15 protein-coding genes are annotated in these 21165 nt (G+C 58.7%); 5 read left to right on the top strand and 10 right to left on the bottom strand.

What is annotated here, in order from left to right; translation table 11 throughout:
* Positions 1-123: 123 nt before the first annotated feature.
* Both HB393_RS11270 and HB393_RS11265 read right to left on the bottom strand, forming a co-directional pair.
* Positions 124-1809 (bottom strand): alkaline phosphatase family protein, encoded by a 1686-nt coding sequence (locus tag HB393_RS11270; RefSeq protein WP_213805272.1) that lies wholly within the window; start codon positions 1807-1809, stop codon positions 124-126.
* A 188-nt stretch (positions 1810-1997) separates the two neighbouring features.
* Positions 1998-3047: an alpha/beta hydrolase-fold protein gene (locus tag HB393_RS11265; RefSeq protein WP_213805271.1), complete on the bottom strand. Its 1050-nt coding sequence runs from the start codon at positions 3045-3047 to the stop codon at positions 1998-2000.
* Positions 3048-3111: 64 nt separating this feature from the next.
* On the opposite strand from HB393_RS11265, the gene tgt reads away from it, so the two are divergent.
* The gene (gene tgt / locus HB393_RS11260) at positions 3112-4242 is read left to right on the top strand and encodes a tRNA guanosine(34) transglycosylase Tgt (RefSeq protein WP_213805270.1); all 1131 of its coding nucleotides are present in this window, start codon (positions 3112-3114) and stop codon (positions 4240-4242) included.
* Positions 4243-4303: 61 nt separating this feature from the next.
* Here the strand turns inward: tgt and HB393_RS11255 are convergent, their stop codons facing one another.
* From HB393_RS11255 to nadD, 3 genes are all read right to left on the bottom strand, one after another.
* On the bottom strand, positions 4304-4630 hold the full coding sequence (locus HB393_RS11255) for a CsbD family protein (protein ID WP_213805269.1): 327 nt from the start codon (positions 4628-4630) through the stop codon (positions 4304-4306).
* 132 nt (positions 4631-4762) lie between these two features.
* Positions 4763-6634, bottom strand: coding sequence for a glycoside hydrolase family 2 TIM barrel-domain containing protein (locus tag HB393_RS11250; protein WP_213805268.1), 1872 nt, complete (start codon positions 6632-6634; stop codon positions 4763-4765).
* Between the two features lie 763 nt (positions 6635-7397).
* On the bottom strand, positions 7398-8030 hold the full coding sequence (nadD, locus tag HB393_RS11245) for a nicotinate-nucleotide adenylyltransferase (RefSeq protein ID WP_213805267.1): 633 nt from the start codon (positions 8028-8030) through the stop codon (positions 7398-7400).
* Positions 8031-8161: 131 nt separating this feature from the next.
* Between nadD and rsfS the strand changes: the two genes are divergently transcribed.
* Positions 8162-8749 (top strand): ribosome silencing factor, encoded by a 588-nt coding sequence (gene rsfS / locus HB393_RS11240; RefSeq protein ID WP_213805266.1) that lies wholly within the window; start codon positions 8162-8164, stop codon positions 8747-8749.
* Positions 8750-8861: 112 nt separating this feature from the next.
* On the opposite strand, the gene HB393_RS11235 is transcribed toward rsfS, so the two are convergent.
* Entirely contained in the window at positions 8862-12185 is a 3324-nt protein-coding gene (locus tag HB393_RS11235; RefSeq protein WP_213805265.1) for a carboxypeptidase regulatory-like domain-containing protein, read from the bottom strand.
* A gap of 426 nt (positions 12186-12611) precedes the next feature.
* Here HB393_RS11235 and HB393_RS11230 point away from each other — a divergent pair, with 426 nt between their 5' ends.
* Both HB393_RS11230 and HB393_RS11225 read left to right on the top strand, forming a co-directional pair.
* Entirely contained in the window at positions 12612-13067 is a 456-nt protein-coding gene (locus HB393_RS11230; protein WP_213805264.1) for a 23S rRNA (pseudouridine(1915)-N(3))-methyltransferase RlmH, read from the top strand.
* A 420-nt stretch (positions 13068-13487) separates the two neighbouring features.
* Positions 13488-14870, top strand: coding sequence for a carboxypeptidase-like regulatory domain-containing protein (locus tag HB393_RS11225; RefSeq protein ID WP_213805263.1), 1383 nt, complete (start codon positions 13488-13490; stop codon positions 14868-14870).
* Here the strand turns inward: HB393_RS11225 and HB393_RS11220 are convergent.
* Positions 14867-15112, bottom strand: coding sequence for a hypothetical protein (locus tag HB393_RS11220; RefSeq protein WP_213805262.1), 246 nt, complete (start codon positions 15110-15112; stop codon positions 14867-14869). The two genes, HB393_RS11225 and HB393_RS11220, sit on opposite strands and share 4 nt — an antisense overlap.
* A 124-nt stretch (positions 15113-15236) precedes the next feature.
* Between HB393_RS11220 and HB393_RS11215 the strand changes: the two genes are divergently transcribed.
* Positions 15237-16955 carry an alpha-L-arabinofuranosidase C-terminal domain-containing protein gene (locus HB393_RS11215; RefSeq protein ID WP_255550989.1) on the top strand — a complete coding sequence of 573 codons (1719 nt, stop codon included), beginning with the start codon at positions 15237-15239 and terminating at the stop codon, positions 16953-16955.
* 24 nt (positions 16956-16979) lie between these two features.
* On the opposite strand, the gene HB393_RS11210 is transcribed toward HB393_RS11215, so the two are convergent.
* From HB393_RS11210 to HB393_RS11200, 3 genes are all read right to left on the bottom strand, one after another.
* Positions 16980-18338 carry a TrpB-like pyridoxal phosphate-dependent enzyme gene (locus HB393_RS11210; protein ID WP_213805260.1) on the bottom strand — a complete coding sequence of 453 codons (1359 nt, stop codon included), beginning with the start codon at positions 18336-18338 and terminating at the stop codon, positions 16980-16982.
* Between the two features lie 113 nt (positions 18339-18451).
* On the bottom strand, positions 18452-19846 hold the full coding sequence (locus tag HB393_RS11205; protein WP_213805259.1) for an energy transducer TonB: 1395 nt from the start codon (positions 19844-19846) through the stop codon (positions 18452-18454).
* 180 nt (positions 19847-20026) lie between these two features.
* A complete protein-coding gene (locus HB393_RS11200; RefSeq protein WP_213805258.1) occupies positions 20027-20944 on the bottom strand; it encodes a heme-binding protein in 918 nt (305 codons plus the stop codon).
* Between the last annotated feature and the right edge of the window lie 221 nt (positions 20945-21165).

The raw sequence follows: 21165 nt of genomic DNA, 5'->3' as shown, positions 1-21165 counted from the left end.
GCGAAGGCATGCGACGCAAAAGAAATAAGCACGCATCTTTCGGAACTTGAACCGCGAGATTCGAAAGATGCGTGCCTGTGAAGTGCGACCGTACGGGTGAAGGCCATCGGGGATGGCCGGAGTTTAGTTGCCGCTCGTAACCGCGCCGGTGGCGGTGTTGAGGATCAACGGAGTTGCGTTGGGTGCGGCTGCGCCGTTGCTGAAGTCGAACATGTTGTTCAACGATCCGGCGCTGCTGTCGAACGAGCCCTGACCGATGCGTTGACCACTGAGGAAGGTGTCCTCGATGAACTTCAGCACCGAGCTTTGGTCGGTGACGGTGGAGTCGATATAGTTCTTCTTGGCCCACGAGGAGACGACCAGAAGCGGAAGACGAGGACCGTAGCCGCATCGCCCCTGCGCGTGAGGCTTGCCGTCGACGCCGGGGAGGGCGCTGCTGGCTGCGGTGGCACTAAGGCAGATGCCGGCCCCGTTGAGTTTGTCGGAGGTTGTGGCCGAGCCGTTGACCAGGTTTATCACATGGTCATACCAGCCGTCCGAGTCGTCGTAAGCAATGATGACCGCGGTGCTGGACCAGAAGGAAGACTTCTGCAAAGCATTGATCGTCGTGGCAACGAAGGTTCCTTCGTCAATCGGGTCGGAGTTCGCAGCATGACCATCCTGAAAAGCAGGAGCCTTCAGGAAGCTGACGGCAGGCAGGTTGCCAGCGGCAAGCGCGTCCGTGAAGTCATGCATATCGTACTGGTGGTTGGCGGCGTCCGTCGTCCCAATCGCCGCGACCGAGCTGGGCCTTGCATGCGTCGGATTCGCGGTGCTCGCGTAGTACTGGAAGGGCTGATGGTGAGGAACGTAGTCCGGAACAGCACCGGTCTGCCCCGAGACAGACAGCACGGTCGAGCGCTTGCAGTTCGTCGTCCCGTTCGGGTTGGTGATGGAGAGATCGAAGCCACCCTCAAACCATCCCCAGCTCACCTTGGCATCGTTCAGAAGGTCGCCGACGTTCTTGCCCGCCATCTGCAGATACTTGCTGGTGGAAGAGCAAACATCGCCATAAGGATCGCCGTCCGAGATGAGCGTCATACCACCATTGCCGTCTGCGACCGCCGAGGAGCCCAGGCCGATGGTGTTGGCAGCGACGATCCCATTGGTCTGTCCCGAAATCAGGTTGATCGCACCAGGAGTAGAAGGCCCAAAGGTGGTGTTGAAGGAGTGGTCGCTCATCGCATAGCGCTGGGCATAGTTCCAGTAGGCGGTGACGGTGTTGCCGTCGTAGTAGCCCATGGTCAAACCCTTGGTCGAAGAGACCGCCGAAGCCCCGCTCGAGACCGCCAGTGCCGCAGTGTCAGCCGAGCCGACCGAGAGCGGGAAGAGGTCCATCTTGCCGTTGTTGAAGGCTCCCTGCTCGTCGGTGTAGCCGTGGTCCTGATCGGCGGTGAGCGCCTGCGCTGGAGAGAGCCGGTAAGGGTTGGCCGCACCCGCCGCATTCTGGCCGTTCATGTTCGGATTGTTGGTCAGCAGGCCGGGGTTGCTGACGTAGTTGTTCGGAACAGGAGTGCCTGTAGCAGCCGTAAACTTCGTCTCGCCTGGCAGGTTGAGGGCATTCGGATAGCTGCCGAAGTAGTGATCGAAGGAGACATTCTCACCGAAGATAACCACGACATGCTTGATAGCTGCGGAAGCGGTAGTAGGGGTCGCGGTGGGCGTGGAGTTGCCATTCCCATTACCCGGGGGATTGCTGCTGACACCGGAGCTACAGCCGCTTAGAACCAGGGAGGAGGTGAGAGACAGGGCAAGGAGTTTCCGAAACATTTCGATGGTTACCTCAACGGCGGGGAGATATTTGATATCTCTTAAAATATTTAAGCCCGATAAAAGACTGAGGGATGAATCGGAATTTAAGTATCGATGAATTGTTGTTTACAAAAGATATGGTGGATTGTGTTCATGCATCTCTGGAAAACAGAAAAAATCAGCCACAATCCCACCCCGCACCGCCGTTATCGATTCGAGATCGAGACCCGGAACGGCAGCCGGGCAGCCTCGGCTGGATCCTGGGTGTAGGTCTGGCTGGTCAACGCCGGGTCATAGTCGCGCCACAGCCACGTCATCTCCTCGGGGAACTCCGCCCCGCCATGAACCTGGCTGTGCGGACCGGTCCCGAAGCTGAAGCGAAAATCATACGACTTCAGCTTCAGAGCATTCGCCATGCGCAGGTTCGCCAGAGGCCACGAGCCATAGCGGTCGTTCTCCTGATCCCCACTCCCGTCCTCGATCCAGACCCGCAGATTGCGATGAGCCTCATGCAAAATCTTCTCTGGATAGTCCTGGCCACCATCCGGAACGCCCGGGTCCTCATGCCACTGAATGCTCGTAAAGCTGCCGATCCACGAGATCACCCGGCTGAACTGATCCGGCATCTGCCACGCCGCATTGAACGAACAAATCCCCCCAGAAGAAGACCCCGTAATAGCCCGGCTGTAGGCGTCCTTGCGCAGGTTGTAGTGCGACGCAACCTCAGGCAGCAGCTCATCGCGCAGAAACCGCGCGTAGCGGTCCGACACCGTGTCGTACTCGGTCGAGCGCATGGAGTCCTTCACCGTGCGCGACCACTTCTTGCTGTACGCCTCGACGAAGCGCCCCGTGGGCGTGTTCGGCGCGCCAGAGATATCCCCAGGATTGACGAAGACAGCGATCATCACCGGAATCTTATGCTGCGCAATCAGGTTGTCGATCACATTCAGCGCAGGATGCGTACTGGTGGTGCGGTCAAGATATCCGGAGCCGTCCTGAAAGACCATCAGGGCCGCTGGAGTCTTGGGATCGTACTGCGCAGGCACATAGATCCAGTAGTCCGACTGCATGCCGTCGTAGATACGGCTGGTATGGCTGAGCTTGGGCGAGAGCGTCCCCGCCGGCACACCAGGATGCTGCAGCGAGTCCGCCGTAAGCTCGGCCTGCGGGCTGGCCTTTGGCGCAGGGGTCTGGGCGGTCAGGTTCTGGGCGGCGGGCAGGACGAGGCAGAGCGCGAGCAGAAAGGTCTTCTTCATGACGAATCTGACTATATCGCGTGATATCGAAACGGGCTACGAGATAGCTTCTACAATTTGAAGAATGCTTAAGTTTGAAGTAGACGGAACGGCGGAGGGTGGAGGCCGTCGCGCAAGATTGCTGCTACCCCACGGAGCCGTGGAGACACCGGTATTCATGCCGGTCGGCACCGCGGCCAGCGTCAAAGCCGTGGAGCAAGGCGTACTCGAAACCCTGGGCGCGGACGCCGCCGGCGCGCAGATCATTCTCGCCAACACCTATCACCTCTACCTGCGGCCCGGGCACGAGCTGGTGCGCCGCATGGGCGGAGTCCATCGCTTCATGAGCTGGAATCGGCCCATGCTGACCGACTCCGGCGGCTTCCAGGTCTTCAGCCTGAGCAAGCTCAGGAAGATCACCCCCGACGGCGTCGAGTTCCGCTCGCACCTCGACGGCAGCAAGCACTTCTTCTCGCCCGAGCACTCCATGGACGTGCAGATCGCCCTCGGCGCGGACGTCATGATGGCCTTCGACGAGTGCGTCGAGACCCCCGCAACCTGGGAGCGCACACGCGAGAGCATGGGCCTCACCCACGCCTGGGCGCAGCGCAGCCACGATCACTTCCAGGCCCACAAGCACGAGGTGCCCTGGTTCGAGACCTTCGGCGGCCAGACCCAGAGCCTCTTCGGCATCGTGCAAGGCGGCATGTACGCCGACCTGCGCAAGGAGAGCGCCGAGCGTCTGGTCGAGATGGACTTTCCCGGCTACGCCATCGGCGGCCTGGCAGTCGGCGAGCCACGCGAAGTCACCCGCGAGATGATCGCTCGAACGCTGGAGCATCTGCCCAAAGACAAGCCACGCTATGTAATGGGCGTCGGATACCCCGACGAGATCGAAGAGTACGCCAGGATGGGCGTCGACATGATGGACTGCGTCCTCCCCACACGCGCCGGACGCCACGGCCTGCTCTTCATCCGCGACGAGGCGGGCAAGGTACAACGGCTCAACATCAAGAAACTTGAGTTTGCGGAAGACCAGGGACCCATCGACCCAGGATGCACATGCCCGGTCTGCCGACGGTACTCGCGAGCCTACCTGCGCCACTTGTACGCCAGCGGAGAGCCACTATCTGCAGTCTTGAACAGCATCCACAACCTGGCGTTCTATCTCGATACGATGAGCCGCGTACGAACGGAACTGGCCAGCGCTGTCTAAAGAGGGTCAGAGAGCACCGCCCCCTGACCCTTTGAAATTGCTCTAAGTCTGCGCTTAAATCCTAGCGATTCAAATCGTGGATCGTCTGGCCTGCCGCATGAGCTACCTGTCCCGCAGCATCCTTGAGGGACCCGGCGACTTGGTCGCCAATGCCTTCTCCCGCGAGGTCGTCGTCGCCAGTGGCCCGCCCGAAGCCTTCTTTGACCTTGCCCAGAATGCTCGAGCCAGCTCCGGAGGCACGCTGCTTCGAGCCCCAACGGAAGGTGCGGTCGGCAGCATCTTCGACGTCATCGAGACCGGTCGAGTGCTGCGGTGAGGATGCATTGAGGACGACGACTGCCGCGACGCCGATGGCGGCTCCTGCGATGATCCAGGGAATAGCTTTCATGGAAGGCTCCTGCGCTGGTTGGATGCAGGTGGCGTCACCGTTTACTGCCCGCTGAACGTTACATTTTCCCAGGCTTCATGCGGCTCAAGGCGCTTAAGAGGATCACCGAGCCGCACGAAGCAAGGACAAGAGTTACTCCGCTTTGCCTACAGATTTATCTTTGTAGATCTTCTGGAACTGGAAGAAAGCCAGCTTCTTCTTGCCATCTTCCGAGATAAGACCCTTGCGATTAAATCCGTCCTGAAGCTTGGGAATATTGCGCGTAGGAGAGCGGAAGTCCGCGAGAATCCAGGGGACCAGGCCGCGCACCTGCGGAATCTTGCTGAACATGACGAACTGGTGCTCGAAGACGTTGACCTGCTGCTCCTCGGTCCAGCGCTCGTTCTTCCCACCGTGGCGTCCCTGCTTGGCCTCCGCGCCGAACTCGCTGATGAGGATGGGCTTCTGCGGAAGCGTCCAATGCACCTTATCGGCGTCCTCGGGACGCATCACATACCATCCGACGTACTCGTTCTGTCCGACCACATCGAGAGCATCCGTAAAGGGATCGTCCTGCACAATCTCGTTCCCGTTAGCCTTCGGTCCGAGCAGAGCGGAGGTGATCGGCCGCGTCGGATCGAGCCTGCGTGCCTCGTTGGCGAGCTCGGTCAGGAACTTGGTCCGAGTCGGATTGTTGGGCGTCTCGTTGGAGACCGACCACAGGATGACCGACGCCTTGTTGCGGTCGCGCCGAATCATCTCGTTCAGCATGAAAGTCGCCTTGGCGTAGACCTCGGGCTTGTCGAAGGAGATGTGCTGCCACAGCGGAATCTCCGACCACACCATGATGCCGTCACGGTCCGCCGTGCGCTCCATGCGCTCGTCGTGAGGATAGTGTGCGAGTCGCACAAAATTAGCGTTCAGCTCTTTGAGAAAGCTGAAGATGTTGTCGACGTCCTTCTGGTTGGAGACGCGCCCGGTGCGGTAGGGCGCTTCAGCGTGCTCGTTGGCTCCACGAAGGAAGATCGGTTTCCCGTTGAGCAGAATCTTGGTTCCTTCCACGCGAATATCGCGGAAGCCAATCTCGTCCGTAAGAGTATCCGTGAGCGAGCCCACGCCCGACTCGATATGAACCTTATAGAGCTTGGGAGACTCCGGAGACCAAAGCGTGAGGGCTTTGGTCTGCAGCGTAAACGGGGCGCGCCCGGTGGCATCGGTCTCGAGCGCGGCGGTCGCACCGACCTCCGGGATGGAGAGGTTGACGGTCGTGCCCTCCGGTGCGCCTTCGACGTGAATATAGCCGGTAAGCTGATCGGTCGTACCACGCTTCAGGTGAATATCGTAGTCGTCGACGAACGCCTTAGGCACATCGATGAGCGAGACGTCCCGCGTGAGACCGCCGTAGTTGAACCAGTCGATGCCGACCGACGGAATGCCATCCACCATGCGTGTCGAGTCGACCGCGATCACCACGAAGTTGTTGCCAGGTCGAAGAACAGCAGTCACCTCGCAGTCAAAAGGAGTGAAGCCGCCCTCGTGATCGCAGATGCGCTTTTCGTTGACCCATACGAAGGAGCGATAGTTAGCCGCGCCGATGTGCAGGAACGTACGGGACTCAGCCTTGGGCTGATAAGTAAAGTCACGCTGATACCAGAGAACGCCTTCATAGCGAAAGAGCGTAGGGTCCTGGGTGTTCCAGTCGCCAGGAACCTTGAGCGTCGGAGCCGAGGCAAAGTCGTACTCTTCGTTGTGTGCGCCCTTATCGATGTCGATAATAGGGTGCGTGTTGAGCGCATACCCATTGTCCCGAACCTTGCCCTCAGAGGTATAAAGACTGCGGCCAGGCGGCTGATCCACAAGGTAATGCCAATCGCCGTTGAGGCTGGTGGCAGCGCGGTGGTCGACATCCACGAGGAGAGTCTTCAGCGGCTCCTGGGCCAAGGCAGCCAAGGGCAACGACAGGCCGGCAGACGCAATCAAGCCGGTTCGCGCAAGACTGCGGAACATCCGGGAAAACAGTGACATACGTTCAACTCTCCTCATACAGCATCACGAAACGAACGTTGATTTGCACAGCATCACGAAAGAAACGGCGATCCGCACAGGCAATAACATCAGGCCAGAATGACAAACCGCAAGGCCGGGATAACCAAACGTCAGGCCAGAACGACCAAACATCAAGCAGGGGTGACAAAACACAGACCGGGGGTCACAAAAATGTCAGGCCAGGATGACAAAAACATAGACCAGGATGATAACTTCGCGAGACTCCGAACATGACAGCAATCGCTCTGTAACCGGCGAACCACTCTGTAACCTTTGGTCGGACCAGCATACAGCGGCAGCTACACATCTGGCAGCAGCACAACGCGGGTGCCCCATCCTTTCCGACAGTCTCATCGTCGGATAGGGTGGGGTATCGGGCAAAGCCCGACCGCACTCCTTTCCCAGCCCACAAAGCCCGACCATTTCTCCCTTCCTAACCACCCGAAGACCCACCTTCGTCATCACTATCCCACCAAAAAACTGTCAACCCCCACCACCCACATAAAACCCAGCTAAACTACCACCCATCAACAGATAAAACTTTATAAAAAGTGGCACTTTAGTTTCACCCAAATCCATAAAATAGAACTAGAGACAAAAAGCCCCGTCAAAGGTCGGGGCCTTCCGCATTTAACACAAAAAAGGAGACGTAACCCAAGCTGGCTGAAGTATTTGGACACAACCCGTTTAGAATCCTATACTTACGGGCGATAAGGGCCCATAAGCATATGCAAATAAACGGCTACGCCCAAATACCCCCCCCGGGGGGGGAGGGGGCAAGGTAGAGCCCACGCTCCCGGATATAACCCAGCACCGCCCCCGGCAGCAGCTCCGCACAAGCATCCCCCTGGGACAGCCGCCGCCGCAGCTCGCTGGCCGAGACATCCTCATGCACCCCGCGCAGCAGATGCACCCGCCCAATCTGCTCCGGAGTCAACGCCAGCGAAGAAAGATCTTCCAGCGAGAACCCGGGACGGCTGGCCACGATCCACTCCGCCATCTCCAGCAGCCTCTCCGGCTGGTGCCAGCGCCGCAGCCCCAGAAAGCTGTCCGCGCCCACCAGCACGAACACCGCAGCCTCCGGCATCTCCCGCCGCAGCGCCGCAACCGTATCCACCGTGTAGTTGGGAGCCTCATCCACCCGCGGAGCGTCCACCTCTGACACCGCGAACCGCGCATCGGCCTCGCAAGCGAGCGCAACCATCGCCAACCTGTCCGCAAACGGCGTAGGAGTTCCCTCCGGCTTCAACGGCTGCCTTCCCGCCGGAGCAAACAGCACCCGCTCCAGCGCAAACGCATCCGCCGCAGCAGCAGCGATCGCCAGATGCCCGCGATGAACCGGATCAAAGGTGCCGCCAAACAGAGCTACGCGCATGGAACAAGGCTACCCTACGGCTCGTCCGCATCGATAGCCAGAGGCAACTATCCGCAAACGATCTCGTAACAAACAGCACAGAACTGGCATCCCCACCCGCAACCCGATACCATAAGGGCTCAAGGAGCACCATGCCCTCAATCGAAAGCTACGAGTTGCTTCTCGCCGCTGCCGCCGCCTGCGAAGATAAAAAAGCCGAAGACATCCGCATCCTCGCTCTCGACCCAGCCGAAAGCGGCCTCACCGACTACTTCCTCATCTGCAACGGAACCAACGACCGCCAGAACGTCGCCATCACCGACGAGATCGAGATCCGCCTGAAGCGCGACTTCGGCACCTACCCGAACTCCGTCGAAGGTCGCCGTCAGGGCGAGTGGATCCTGATGGACTACGTCGACTTCATCGTCCACGTCTTCTCCGCCGAGAAGCGAGCCTTCTATGGCCTCGAACGCCTCCGCAAGTCCGCGACCACCATCAGCGTAGAAGACCTCAACACCGAACTGAAGGAGCGCATCGCAGCCAACCGCGCCAAGGCGCCGGCTAAGAAGACTGCAGCGAAAGCAACCAAGAACGCTGCTCCAGCAAAACCTTCACCCCCGGCAAAAGTATCGCTAAAAAAAGCTACCAAGACAGCCGCGAAAGTAGCCGTCAAAAAAGCAACAACGAAAGTAGCGAAGAAGGCAGCAAAGAAAGTAGTAACGAAAAAATCGAAGTCGTAAGAGCTAAATCAGGCTCTCCAAAGAGCAGCGTTGAGCGAATAGAAATATATCGAACTTCATAAAGAATAGGCACCCAGTTGGGTGCCTCTTCTTTTTGAAACGTCATCATCGTCTAGAAGGTTACCTTGCCCCAGAGAACAATCTGACGACCGCCTGGTGAAGGTCCGCCGGAGTTGCCTGGCTGACGTGCGTTCGAGGTGTTCAGGTAGTTGCCACTGCCGATATCCAAGACGTTGGTGTCGAGAATACCGACATCGTTGTGGTTGCCGATGTTCTGTACTTCACCGCGGAGGATAAGCCGACCGCGCTCGAAGTGCAGATACGACAGACCGATACCCTTTTCAAGTGCGATATCGTTCCGCGTGGTGCCTGGATTAGAGAAGCTATTCCTGCCGATCTCCTGGCGGAGGAATTGGTTCTGAGGTCCATAAGGAACGAGCCAGTGTACCGTACCTGGATCAACAGGGATCAAATTTCCCGTTGTATTGAGAGCATTCGCGATGTCGTAATAGACACCAGGCGTTGCATCAATGAGCCCACCATCGATTCCACCCGTATCGAGGGGAGCGCTTCTATTCCCCAACATCGGCCGATCATTAGCAGCGCTTCCATCTCCGTTCGTATCCAGACCGGCCGCGTTGAACGATGTGTAGGTACCGCTCTGGAACTGCTCGACACCCGACAGCGTCCAGTGCCTGGTAAAGAGTCCCAGCAGCGCGTTGGCAGCGAAGTTATCCGACCGAAATCCAGCCGGTGACCAGACATAGCTCACAGAGACATAGTGGCGGTGATCGTATCCGGAGTTTGCATAGTCCTGACGGCGGCCTTGAGGAGAAAGGTCGGCAGTGTAGGACGTCTGAACGCCGGTGGCTGCAAAGATCTCCGAGCCATTGTCCAGGTTCTTGCTGTAGGTATAGTTGGCGTTGATCTGGAATCCATGCGAGAACGCATGTGTTCCTTCAACCTGAACACCATTGTAGTTGGATCCGGCGAAGTTTCCCCGTGCAATAATCACGCCCCGATTTGGATTGAGCCGCGCTCCATTGGCGAAGTAGTTGTACTGTTGGTTGGCAAAGAGTTTCTTACCCAAACTACCCACATAGCGCACAGCAATAGAGGTCGCTCCAGTAACTTGCCTTTCCACCCCCAGGTTGTACTGATAAGTTACCGGGTTGACCGCATTATTGACTTCGCTCGTCACCGAAGATTGGGCACTCAAATTGGGAGAGATTGATCCAATCAGGCCCGTCGCATTCGCGAGGCCGTTCCCCGTCGTGGAGGTGAGAGTACCGGACACCGCGTTGGGAGAAGATGCTGCGCTGTTCGTTACGATATTGCTGAACGTGCTGTCGTAGAAGATTCCGAAGCCGCCGCGAAGTACGTTCTTGCCATCACCCAAAAAGCCGCCTGTGTGCGGAGAGTAGGCGAAGCCGATACGAGGCGCAATATTGTTCTTATCGTTATTGACCTTAACCACCGTATTGATTGGCTGATAGATGTTCGTCGGATCCACGCCAGGGAACTGCAGCGAGTTAGCAGGGTTGCTCAGATAGTCGTAGCGGATACCGACATTGACAGTAAGATCTCCGGACAGCTTGATATCGTCCTGCGCAAATACGCCGCTGCGCCATCCGTGGGGATCGATGCGCGTATTTCCGAAGGTCTTGGTCGCCGTGCCTGACGGCCCCAGTTGATTCTGCAGGAAGTTGCCGAGCGCCGAGATATAGGTTCCACCCTTGTTGAAGGTGAGAGTCCCTTTCGCGTTGAGTTGAACGATATCCGTCTCGATGATGCGGCCGATATCGAAGCCAACTCGCAGGGAGTGACGCCCCTTTGTGATTCCGACCGTATCCTGCAACTGGTAGAGATCTTCGTGTCTTCCCTGGGGGAAGTTTTGATTCGGACCAAGGGAGGAAGCGCCGTCGGAGTCCACTGCAATATTCGCGATATTCAGAGTCGACAGTGCATTGAGAGGATTGGCTAAAGTGGCTGCCGTTGGAGAGAACGTAAAGCCAAGGCGAGCTTCGGAGCCGCGAAGTTCGTTGACGATATTCGGGGTGAAGACGTGCGTCCAGTTTCCTGCACCGAGTTCGGTCGGCCCACCTTGCTGCGTATCGAAGCCAACGAGAGCGCTTCCGTTATTGAAGAAGTCCGGCGTTAAAGACTGGCGATCATGCAGATAGCGAAAGGAAAAATTATCTTTTTCGCGGGGGTTGAAGTCGACGCGGTAGGTCCACTGTGTGTCTGGATTGCTCTGGTCAGCGTTCTGCCTCTGAAAGTATCCGGTCGTGACGATGCAGCCTGACGCCGGGCAGCCTGGTTGGGGACCTACGTTGATGGTGGAGACAGTACCCGATCCAGGAAACGCGACGTAACTCTTCAGGTAGTCGCCATTGCTAAGGTAGCTATCCAGCAAAGCAACCTGAGGCCCGCCGATCTGCTGCAGTACGTTATAGCCATTCTGGTCAGGGAGTTCCAGACGGCTCGGAGTCTCTTTTCCATACAGACGCGAGATCTGAAGAGCTCCGAAGGCGAAGAGCTTGTCCTTGATAATTGGGCCACCGAATGTAAAGCCATAGATGTGTTGATCGAAGCGCGCCTTCACGGGGGGAACGTATCCCGGAGGTGGCGTTCCGCTCACCTTACCCTGTCGCGTTACGCCATCGAGGGCATTCAGACCGGAGCCGTCGTAACGCTCGAAGACCGTTCCATGAAATTGATTGAGTCCAGCCTTCGTAATCATGTTTACGACTGCGCCACCCGCGCGTCCATACTCGGCAGAGGCGTTGTTGGTGATCACAGTCTCCGACTGAAATATATCTGGAATCTGGGGTTGAAAGGCTTGCCCTCCGATTCCCACATCGTTGATCTCCTGACCGTCCAAAAGAAAGTTGTTCGCGCGGGGACGAGCTCCATTGACCTGGATGTTCGTTCCATTACTGAAGCCGGCTCCCTGGCTCACTATCTGAACACCGGCGACCGTCGTCGCAAGGTCGATCGGGTTGAGCGAGAAGATTGGAAGGAACTTAAGCTCCTCTCTCCCGACAACTCCCGCAAGCTGGCCGTTCACAGTATTGATGCCAGCCGAAGTTGCTTCTACCGTAACCGTTGCGCTGGCCGAGCCTGTGTTAAGAAGAATGTCGTAGCTTGTAACAATGGAAGGGCGAACATTTAGACCAGAAGCCTGGGAGACGTTGAAGCCCGACTGCGAGCTCGTGATCTTATACCGTCCGGCGGTCAACGCTTCAATGCGGTAGGCTCCATCTCCAAGCGACCGGGTCTCGCGGGTCTCGCCACTCTCCTCATTCACCGCGGTAATGGTTGCGTTGGCAATCACAGCGCCTGTTGAGTCGCGTACGACTCCGGCCAGAATACCTTTGCTCGTCTGCGCGACAGCCGCGCCCACCAAAACCATAGAAGTTACAAGCACTATCATTAAAGCTCTCAAACGCATAGAAGTTACTCCTAGAGAATTGAACCGGTGAAACCTGCTCTGGATCGCAAATCGATTCTTAACGGCATTTCTTTCAAGCCTCCGCATCAGAGCCTCATCAAAGAAAATCACCTAAGGGGCCCGAAAGCTGAATGGCTGTGAATCAGGGGAGTCAAATGCGGTAGTGAAAGCTGGAATTGCAATTGGAGGACCAATGCACAACCGTCGAATTGGGTGGTCAAAATTGATCACACCCCCTTAAGTTCGACGGCGGCAAAATCGCGAATCTCGCACGAATCTTTACATCGTTCTCACATGCGTCTCGGCGCATTTTGATTGTTCCGTTTTGGTACATGCAATAACGCCATTCGTCTTTATGGAAATTGGAATAAAGGAAAGTGAATATCTGTAAGAATGTAGTTCCTTCTTATGAAGATCACTCTCTCTGCCATCTTGCCCCGCAGCGCACGCAGTAAAGCCGAGGCCACCGATCGCCTCGTCGCCGACTACATCACACGCACCACGCGCTACTTCCCCTGCACCTCGCAGCTCTTCGACACTGAAGCAGCTCTGCTTGACTGGCTCACCCTCCAACCGGGGCGCGTCCGTGCCTTCGCCATCCTTCTCGATAGCCGTGGCCAACAGTTCACCTCCGAGGACTTCGCCGCTCGCCTCGGCCGCCTCCGTGACGACGGCATTCAACGCCTCGTACTGGCCATCGGTCCCGCCGACGGCTGGTCCTCGCAAGCTCACGCGCGCGCCGACCTGCTCTTCTCTCTCGGCCGCCTTACCCTTCCACACCAACTCGCCCGCGTCGTCCTCGCCGAGCAGGTCTATCGCGCGGCCACCATTCTCGCCGGGCATCCATATCACTCGGGACACTAAGTGTTACCGGATGTACGAATCTGCAAGTAGCTCCACGCCGTGAACAACTAAACTTAGTGTCCTCCACGATATCAGCGAAGCCATCGGCTACAAGATGCTTACGCGTGTCATCGTCAAAGTTCTCATCTACTGTCCCAAAATGGTCCGTATCATTCCGACTGACGACAACGCCCATCCATTCTCGTGAGAGTTGTGACACCATCACGAAGATGCGCGAAGCGTATCCACCCATACAGGAGAAGTTTTCCAGGTGCGGCCCCCGTTGTCTTAGAGACTAAGAACGATGTGAGGGAATGCATAGCTTTCTATTGCTCCCATATGCACAACTTCCCCAGCAGACAAGTGTCTACCCCCAACACCCTCTACTTCGCAGCTGCAACTTCGAGCTTCAGATTCCAAAGACTGAATCAAGGATGACGTATGCACCGCTACGCACACCTTCTACTCCTTCCGCCGATGTTCTCTCAACTGGCCGTGCGCTCCTTCGCGCAACAGTCGCCATACGTCGTCGGCAGCACCATCACCGGACATGTGATCTGCGCAGACACTAATACCCCCGCCCGCTTCGCCAAGGTCTTTCTCAAATCCACAGCTCCCGACCACAGTGGCGAAGACTTCCTCAAGCGGTTTAACGACGATCTAGATAAGTCAACCGCCGGAGACGGTCCGCAAGCGAAACCGGTCAAGCCGCCCAGCGAAGAGCAACAGCGCATTCGTTCCGCAGCCGCACGCAACATGAATCGGGCGACCGATCTACTGAGTGCCTCTACCGTAGGTCTCGACGGCTACTATAGCTTCGCCGGCATCAAGCCCGGCACCTACTATCTCCACACGGTCTACAACGGTTATGTCGATCCCTTCGATGAGTTTTCTGCTGAGGATCTCGAAAGCACCGATCCCGCCGTCCACGCACGCGTCGCAGCCAGGCTCGTCACTGTGAACATCAGCGGAACAGACTCCGCGCGTGTCGATCTCCGCATCGAGCGTGGTGCCGCCTTGAGTGGTCGCGTGGTCTTCGACGATGGCACTCCCGCCGCCGGATGGATCCTCTCCGTCATCCACCCGAAGTCCGTGGAAGATCCCGCCGATGTTCTCATCTCCAACCTGTCCCAGGTGATCGCCTTAGGCAAAGGCATCCCACTTCCCATGACCGACGACCTCGGCCACTATCGCATCGCCGGTCTCCCCGCTGGCGATTACACCTTGCGCGCAAACCTCCGTACCGCGTCAATCGGCATCAGCGCAGCGAATATCGGCGACGGAGGCTCCGGCATCGATCTCGCTGTCTACAGCGGTAACACCTTCAGCCGCAGCGATGCGAAGTCATTCAAACTCGCCGCCGGCGAAGAACACGCCGGCATCGACATCACGATTCCTGCACGATCGCTGCACAACATCATCGGTTACGTCGCGGCAAAGACCGACGGCCACACTCTCAACTCCGGCGAAGTCTCTCTCACCAGCAAGGGCAACCCGGCGCTTCACCTCAAAGCTGCCATCCGTGACGACGGCAGCTTCCACTACGAATATCTTCCTCCCGGCGCCTATACCATCACGGTAGACGATGCCGCTGACTCCAAGATCACCGGCTCCGGTAACAACTTCATGGGCCTCAACATTCCGGACCAGGAGATCACCCACAAATACGGCACCACCACCACCGACATCACACTCACCGACAGCGACGTCGATTCCATCCATCTCACCGTCGCCGAAGTCTCCTGGACCCCACCGGAAAAGAAACCCCGAACGCAGCTCAGCGGTCCGGACGACGCAGTCGGGATCTTCGACACCGCTCCTTAATCCTCACTCCGCCGCTCCTTGGCCTTAAACGCCCGCGTCACCGACCCTGCATCTCCGATGCACTTATCCGAGACCCGCACCGGGCTCGCGCACTTCCCCGCCGCCGCCCGCGTGAAGCTCCGGAACAGCCGGTTCACATCCACTTGTCCATTCCGCACCTCGCGCTCCACCGCCGAGTGCATCGCCGACAGCAACTCCCCCCGCAACTCATTAAAGACCTTATCGATATAGATATAAGCCATTCATCCTCCCACCACATCTCTCTCGCAACGATACAGCCATCTCACCCTCACCTTCTCAAACTTGCGCACCGCCCACATCCTCTATATCGTTCTCCTCAAACCTTGAATGAGGAACCATTCCCCCATGAACTTTGATTCGCCTGCATCGTCGCGCCGCTCCTTCCTCAAGACATCGACCCTCGCCGCCTCCGCGCTCGCCCTCCGCACCAACCCCATCCTCGCCCAGGCCACTCACGCCGACGCCCACATCGAGATCCTTCCCGCAGAACCCATCGCTACCATCTCGCCTGAGATCTACGGCCACTTCATCGAGCATCTCGGCGGAGTCATCTACGACGGAGTCTGGGTTGGCGAGAGATCCAAGATCCCAAATCAGAACGGCATTCGCACTGCCTTCATCGAAGCCATGCGCGCCATCCAGGCTCCGCTGCTCCGCTGGCCCGGCGGTTGCTTCGCCGACTCCTACGACTGGCGCGACGGCATCGGCCCTCGCGACAAGCGTCCCGCCCGCTCCGCCTTCTGGAACCAACAGGACAACAACCAGTACGGTCTCCACGAGTTCATGCACACCTGCCGCGCCATCGGCAGCAAGCCCTACCTCGCCGCCAACCTCCGCACCCTTCCCGCCCGCGACTTCTACCAGGAGGTCGAGTACTGCAACGCCCCCGCCGGCGCAGTCCCCTCCAACTCAGCCGCACCTGCCGCGCCCAACGCCTTCGCCGCACAGCGAGCCGCCAACGGCGACGCCCAGCCCTTCAACGTCGATCTCTGGGGCGTAGGCAACGAGTCCTGGGGCTGCGGCGGCAACCTCACCCCCGAGGAGTACGCCGCCGAGTTCCGCCGCTTCACCGCATGGACTCCGAGCTACGACAAGACCTCCCTCCGTCTCGTAGCCGTAGGCCCCAACGGAGACGACATCGACTGGACCACACGCCTCTTCCAGGCACTGCACGCGAACCCCGAGCGCCGCCACCTCTGGGGACTCTCCATCCACTACTACACCTCCGGCAGCCCCAGTAAGTTCGCCGCCGGAGACGCCCTCAAGTTCAACTCCGACGATCACTACGACCTGCTCACCCGTGGCTCCATCATGGAGAAGGTCGTCACTGATCATTGGAAGGCCATGGGCACCGCCTCCAAAACTCTGGACCACCAGACCGTAAAGCTCGTCGTCGACGAGTGGGGCGCATGGTACGGCAAGGGCACCGAGCTGGCCCCGCAGTACAACCTCTCCCAACAGTCCACCATGCGCGACGCCCTCCTCACCGGCATCACCCTGGACATCTTCCAGCGCCACGCCGACAAGGTCGCCGTCGCCAACGTCGCCCAGACCATCAACTGCATCCACTCCCTCATGCTCGCGCAGGAGGACAAGTTCACCCTCACCCCCACCTTCCACGTCTTCCAGATGTATCTGCCGCACCGCGGAGCCCAGGCCGTCCGCGCCGAGTTCACCGCGCCCGCGATCTCCAACCCTCTCGCCAACGCCCCCATCCCCGTCGGCGGCAACAGCTATACCGGCTCGCTCGAAGCAGTGAAGACTCTCGCCGGACTCAGCGGCAGCGCCTCCATCTCCCCCACCAACCCTAAGCTCCTCACCCTCACCGTGGTCAACCCCCATCTCGATCGCCCGCTCACCACCGAGGTAGCCATCCGTGGAGCCAGCATCGCATCCGCGACCGGCACCGTCCTCGCCAGCCCCGACATCCACGACCACAACGACTTCGCCCATCCCAACGCGGTAAAGCCCGCAACCGCCCGGCTCGCCTCACCCACCGGCGGCCGCCTCACTCACACCTTCCCTCCAGCCAGCGTAACCAGCCTCCAACTCACGTTGGCTTAGAAGAGTCTTCATCGGCAGCGGAGCTTACCCCACAGAGGGTAAGCCCGCCAACGCCATCGCAATCTCGTCCTCTGGATAGTCGTAGTTCTTCAACTTCCCGGCCTCATAGTCGATGTATGCCTGCATGTCGAAGTTCCCATGCCCGGAGAGGTTAAACAGAATCGTCCGCGCTTTGCCCTCCTCCTTCGCCAGCAAGGCCTCACGAATGGCTCCTGCGACGGCATGATTGGCCTCCGGCGCAGGAACGATCCCCTCAGCACGCGCAAACTGAATCCCTGCGGCGAAGGCATCCAACTGCTGCACGGACTCCGCCTCAATCAATCCCAGGTCCATCACATGCGAGACCAGCGGAGCCATGCCGTGATAGCGCAGCCCACCCGCATGAATTCCTGGCGGAATGAACGTGCTTCCCAGCGTATGCATCTTCACCAGCGGCGTCAGGTGGCCGGTGTCTCCAAAGTCATACGTAAACCTGCCCTTGGTAAGACTGGGACAAGCAGCCGGCTCCACCGCGATCACCCGCGCCTGGCTCTGCCCTTTGATCTTGCGGCCAAGATACGGCATCACCAGCCCGGCAAAGTTCGAGCCGCCTCCCGTGCAGCCTACGATCACATCGGGCTCATCGTCGGCCATGGCCATCTGCTCGATCGCCTCCAGCCCGATCACCGTCTGGTGCAGCAGCACATGATTCAGCACGCTGCCCAGCGCGTACTTGGTATCGGGATCCTTTGCGGCTACTTCGACAGCCTCTGAGATCGCAATCCCCAGCGAGCCACTCGACTGCGGGCTCTGCGCAAGGATCGCCCTGCCGGACTCCGTCTCATCGCTCGGGCTGGCCGTGACGGAAGCTCCAAAGGTCTCCATCAGCCCGCGGCGGTACGGCTTCTGGTCGTAGCTTACCCGCACCATGTAGACCTTGCACTCCAGCCCAAAGAAGGCGCACGCCATCGCCAGCGAAGAGCCCCACTGACCTGCTCCTGTCTCGGTTACAAGTCGCTTCGTGCCTTCCTTCTTGTTGTAGTAAGCCTGTGCAACGGCGGTATTCGGCTTATGCGATCCCGCAGGACTCACGCCCTCGTACTTGTAATAGATCCGCGCCGGAGTATCCAACGCCCTCTCCAGACGGCGCGCACGAAACAGCGGCGAAGGACGCCACCGCGCATACACCTGGCGCACCTCGCCCGGAATCTCGATCTCCCGTTCAGCGCTCACCTCTTGCAGGATGAGGCTCATCGGAAACAGCGGAGCCAGATCCTCCGGCCCAATCGGCTTCAGTGTTCCAGGGTGCAGCGTCGGAGACAACGGCTTCGGAAGATCGGGAAGAATGTTGTACCAGGCTTCGGGGATGCGGCTCTGCGGAAGGGTAAATTGAATCGAGTCCATACCCGACATTTTACGAGCGGAAATTCAACCCTAGCGAAGCTCTCTAACATCGGGATGTAGCTCTATCAATCGAACCGTCGACCGCATCGAATCCAAAATTTATTCCCGATGAATCACCGGTTCAACCTGAAGTCGACAGACACTAAAGTCGACACATCCACCGGCTGTCCATTCATCAGGTAGGGCCGGTACCGCCACGTCGAGACAGCCTCAGTCGCCGCGCTCCGCAACGCCGGATCCCCCGAGATCACGCGTAGATGCCCCACCACACCACTCTTCGAGATGATAGCCTGCATCACCACCTGCCCCTCCACACCACGCGCCTTCGCAGCCTCCGGATACGCAGGCACCCGCGACGAAACGAGATTCGCCTCCATCGTCGCCGGATTCACAGCGACGGGAAGAAATTCCTCCGTCTCGCGCGGATCTACAGCCTCGTCGTCCTCCTCTGTCACACGCCGCCTCGGCCTTACCGGCGTCGCCGGTACACTCAGCGCCTGCTGCCTTACGATCGGAGCGGGCGACAGGCTCGACGGTCGCGCTCTCTGCTCCCTCGGAGCCTGAGGCTCTGACGTAGAACCTCGTGGGGTAGGCGCAGTCGCTGTTACCCCCACCTGACCATTCAGCGGAGCCGGAATAGGTACGGCAGGAGAAGGAGTAGAAGCAGCGGGAGGAGAAGAACGAACAGGGCTCTCACTCCCTTCTCGATTCCCAGAAGCATATCTCTCCCGCAGGGGCTCACCATACCTCTGCCACAGATCCGGCCCATACCTTACAGCAAAGAAAGCTCCAGCCCCAACGACGACGACCAGCACCGCCAACAGAACGAAGCGATTCCTCTTCCGCTCAGGATTCCTCTCCGCATAGCCCGACAACGGAACAACGATGGACTCGTCATCCTCTGGATCGAACGAAACCTTTGCATCGGAACGCGACGGCACGGTCTCCGACTCCGGTACCAGTACGATCCTCCGATTCTCCTGCTGCCCACCCCGTACGAAAAGCGGCGTCGGCTCCGGCGCCTGCAGAGGCACCAAAGGAAGCTCGTCACGAATCGGCAGAGCTTCCACCGGCAGAGCCGCAGGAGCCACTGGCAACGAAGACGCCTCCACATCCTCGACCGGCTCCGTCTTCACAGACGCATCCACCTCATCACTCGCTGGGTCCTCAGCGACACCCACCGGACGATGAACATCCTCCCCCGCAAGCATGCTGGCAAGCTCAGTAACCAGCCGATTCGCTTCTCCTCCAGCCCTCTTCGCCTCCGCGACACTCGCTCCGGTCACGCCTTGCACAATCGCCTCGAGAATGCGCGCATCTCCGGAGGCCATACCCGGCACGCCACCCTCCTCGCTCATCCTGGCCACCATCGCCCAGAAGTCCATCGCGAGGTGCTTGTTCTCCTCCAGCGCCCGCATGAATCCCGCGAGGTTCGCCGGAGATCCAAACGGCACCTGGTGCATATCGCACAGCAACGCAATCTTCCTTACATAAGGATCCCCGGGCATCGACGAACTGCTTCCTGCATTTTGGCGCGTAGACATGCTTCAGATAGGATGCCTGCTTCGCGCAAGCGGCGCGTCGACCCGCGCCGTCACTGTAACTCTATGATTCGCAACAGCCTCGGCGCCAAAAAGAGACAGCCACCCGAAAGGTGGCCGTCTCCAGTGCGATCTACAAACGAGCGATTACTGTTTCACCAGCGTCGCCACAGAAATATGCGGCCAGTGAATAATCGGCGCACCCGGCTTCGGCGGGAAATCCAGAATGACCCGTTGCACATACTGCAGCTGAAGGAACGGTGCTCCATCCGTCGGCTGTACCGTCTCAATCCAGAAGATGGCATCCATCTGCAGCGCATTGGCATTCCGAACCACGAACGGAATATTCAGAATCCCCGTCGATCCCTGAGCGGCGGTCGTGGAGATCTGGATCACCGTAGTATGCGTGATGTTCTGATCCTTGATCGACGCCAGCAGCGCCAGCGACGGATTCCGGATCGTCGCCTGCGCATTCAAGCCAGCCGGAAGACCCGTCTCCGGCAGAGCCGAGTTAAGATAAGGCCCCACATACGCGGGATCGGTGATGATGTCCTGCGCCGGAGTATTCAAGCCCGGAATCGTCGCATCGGTAAAGGGAAAGGTATCGACCGCATCGATCACAGGACCTCCATCGACCTCCTTGAGAAACGTGCTCTGCGCCAGCAGCGAGTTTCCGTGCGGGATCGTCGATTGACGCACCACCGTCGGAGGGTCCTTCGGGTCGGTCGTCTCCGGCACATGAATCCATACGCCGGTCTCGATGTGCAGCGCACCATGCGTCAGGCCATCAGCTACCTTCTGCAGATAGTGAAGTCCATGCACATTGATATCGCCCTGCTCGGAGCCACGATTCGGAATACCGCCACCGATGATCGTGAACTGCAGATCCTCGATGGTGCTGTTGATCTCAAGAAAGAACGGCTTTTGATTTTGGAAATCGGGGCGCGCAATCAGGTTGAATCCGGTGCCGATCCAGCTTCCTGGCAGCTCCCGAAGTGGCCCGAGTTTAGGATGATCGATATCAAAGGGCGCGGACGCCCTGGAGGCAGGTCGAACAGTTGACATAACGCACTTCTCCTCTGCTGCATCTGCAGCATGAGCACTCGCGGAAGCGATTGCTTGGGTGGAAAAACAAGCTACGCAACGATCTATTCCGGAGCCAGAAGAACTTTGCCCTTAGCACCATAGCGGCCTCTCTCGCCCCGCATCTTTCTCGCGAACTTCCACCGCAGGCCGGGAATAAAATCCTCGGCGCCGCTCCGAAACACCCTCAATCCCTCCCGCCC

The organism is Granulicella sp. dw_53 (genome assembly GCF_018449545.1).
Classification (GTDB): Bacteria; Acidobacteriota; Terriglobia; order Terriglobales; family Acidobacteriaceae; genus Edaphobacter.
Note: the sequence above shows the minus strand (reverse complement) of the source record. Positions and strands in the feature narration are given on the sequence as shown.

Excerpts from the sequence above, each read along its gene's own strand:
- HB393_RS11225 (WP_213805263.1), top strand. The coding sequence starts at position 13,488 with ATGCACCGCTACGCACACCTTCTACTCCTTCCGCCGATGTTCTCTCAA.
- HB393_RS11270 (WP_213805272.1), bottom strand. The coding sequence starts at position 1,809 with ATGTTTCGGAAACTCCTTGCCCTGTCTCTCACCTCCTCCCTGGTTCTA.
- HB393_RS11265 (WP_213805271.1), bottom strand. The coding sequence starts at position 3,047 with ATGAAGAAGACCTTTCTGCTCGCGCTCTGCCTCGTCCTGCCCGCCGCC.
- HB393_RS11230 (WP_213805264.1), top strand. The coding sequence starts at position 12,612 with ATGAAGATCACTCTCTCTGCCATCTTGCCCCGCAGCGCACGCAGTAAA.
- HB393_RS11200 (WP_213805258.1), bottom strand. The coding sequence starts at position 20,944 with ATGTCAACTGTTCGACCTGCCTCCAGGGCGTCCGCGCCCTTTGATATC.
- HB393_RS11220 (WP_213805262.1), bottom strand. The coding sequence starts at position 15,112 with ATGGCTTATATCTATATCGATAAGGTCTTTAATGAGTTGCGGGGGGAG.
- HB393_RS11250 (WP_213805268.1), bottom strand. The coding sequence starts at position 6,634 with ATGTCACTGTTTTCCCGGATGTTCCGCAGTCTTGCGCGAACCGGCTTG.
- HB393_RS11235 (WP_213805265.1), bottom strand. The coding sequence starts at position 12,185 with ATGATAGTGCTTGTAACTTCTATGGTTTTGGTGGGCGCGGCTGTCGCG.
- HB393_RS11210 (WP_213805260.1), bottom strand. The coding sequence starts at position 18,338 with ATGGACTCGATTCAATTTACCCTTCCGCAGAGCCGCATCCCCGAAGCC.
- HB393_RS11205 (WP_213805259.1), bottom strand. The coding sequence starts at position 19,846 with ATGCCCGGGGATCCTTATGTAAGGAAGATTGCGTTGCTGTGCGATATG.
- HB393_RS11215 (WP_255550989.1), top strand. The coding sequence starts at position 15,237 with ATGAACTTTGATTCGCCTGCATCGTCGCGCCGCTCCTTCCTCAAGACA.
- rsfS (WP_213805266.1), top strand. The coding sequence starts at position 8,162 with ATGCCCTCAATCGAAAGCTACGAGTTGCTTCTCGCCGCTGCCGCCGCC.
- tgt (WP_213805270.1), top strand. The coding sequence starts at position 3,112 with ATGCTTAAGTTTGAAGTAGACGGAACGGCGGAGGGTGGAGGCCGTCGC.
- nadD (WP_213805267.1), bottom strand. The coding sequence starts at position 8,030 with ATGCGCGTAGCTCTGTTTGGCGGCACCTTTGATCCGGTTCATCGCGGG.
- HB393_RS11255 (WP_213805269.1), bottom strand. The coding sequence starts at position 4,630 with ATGAAAGCTATTCCCTGGATCATCGCAGGAGCCGCCATCGGCGTCGCG.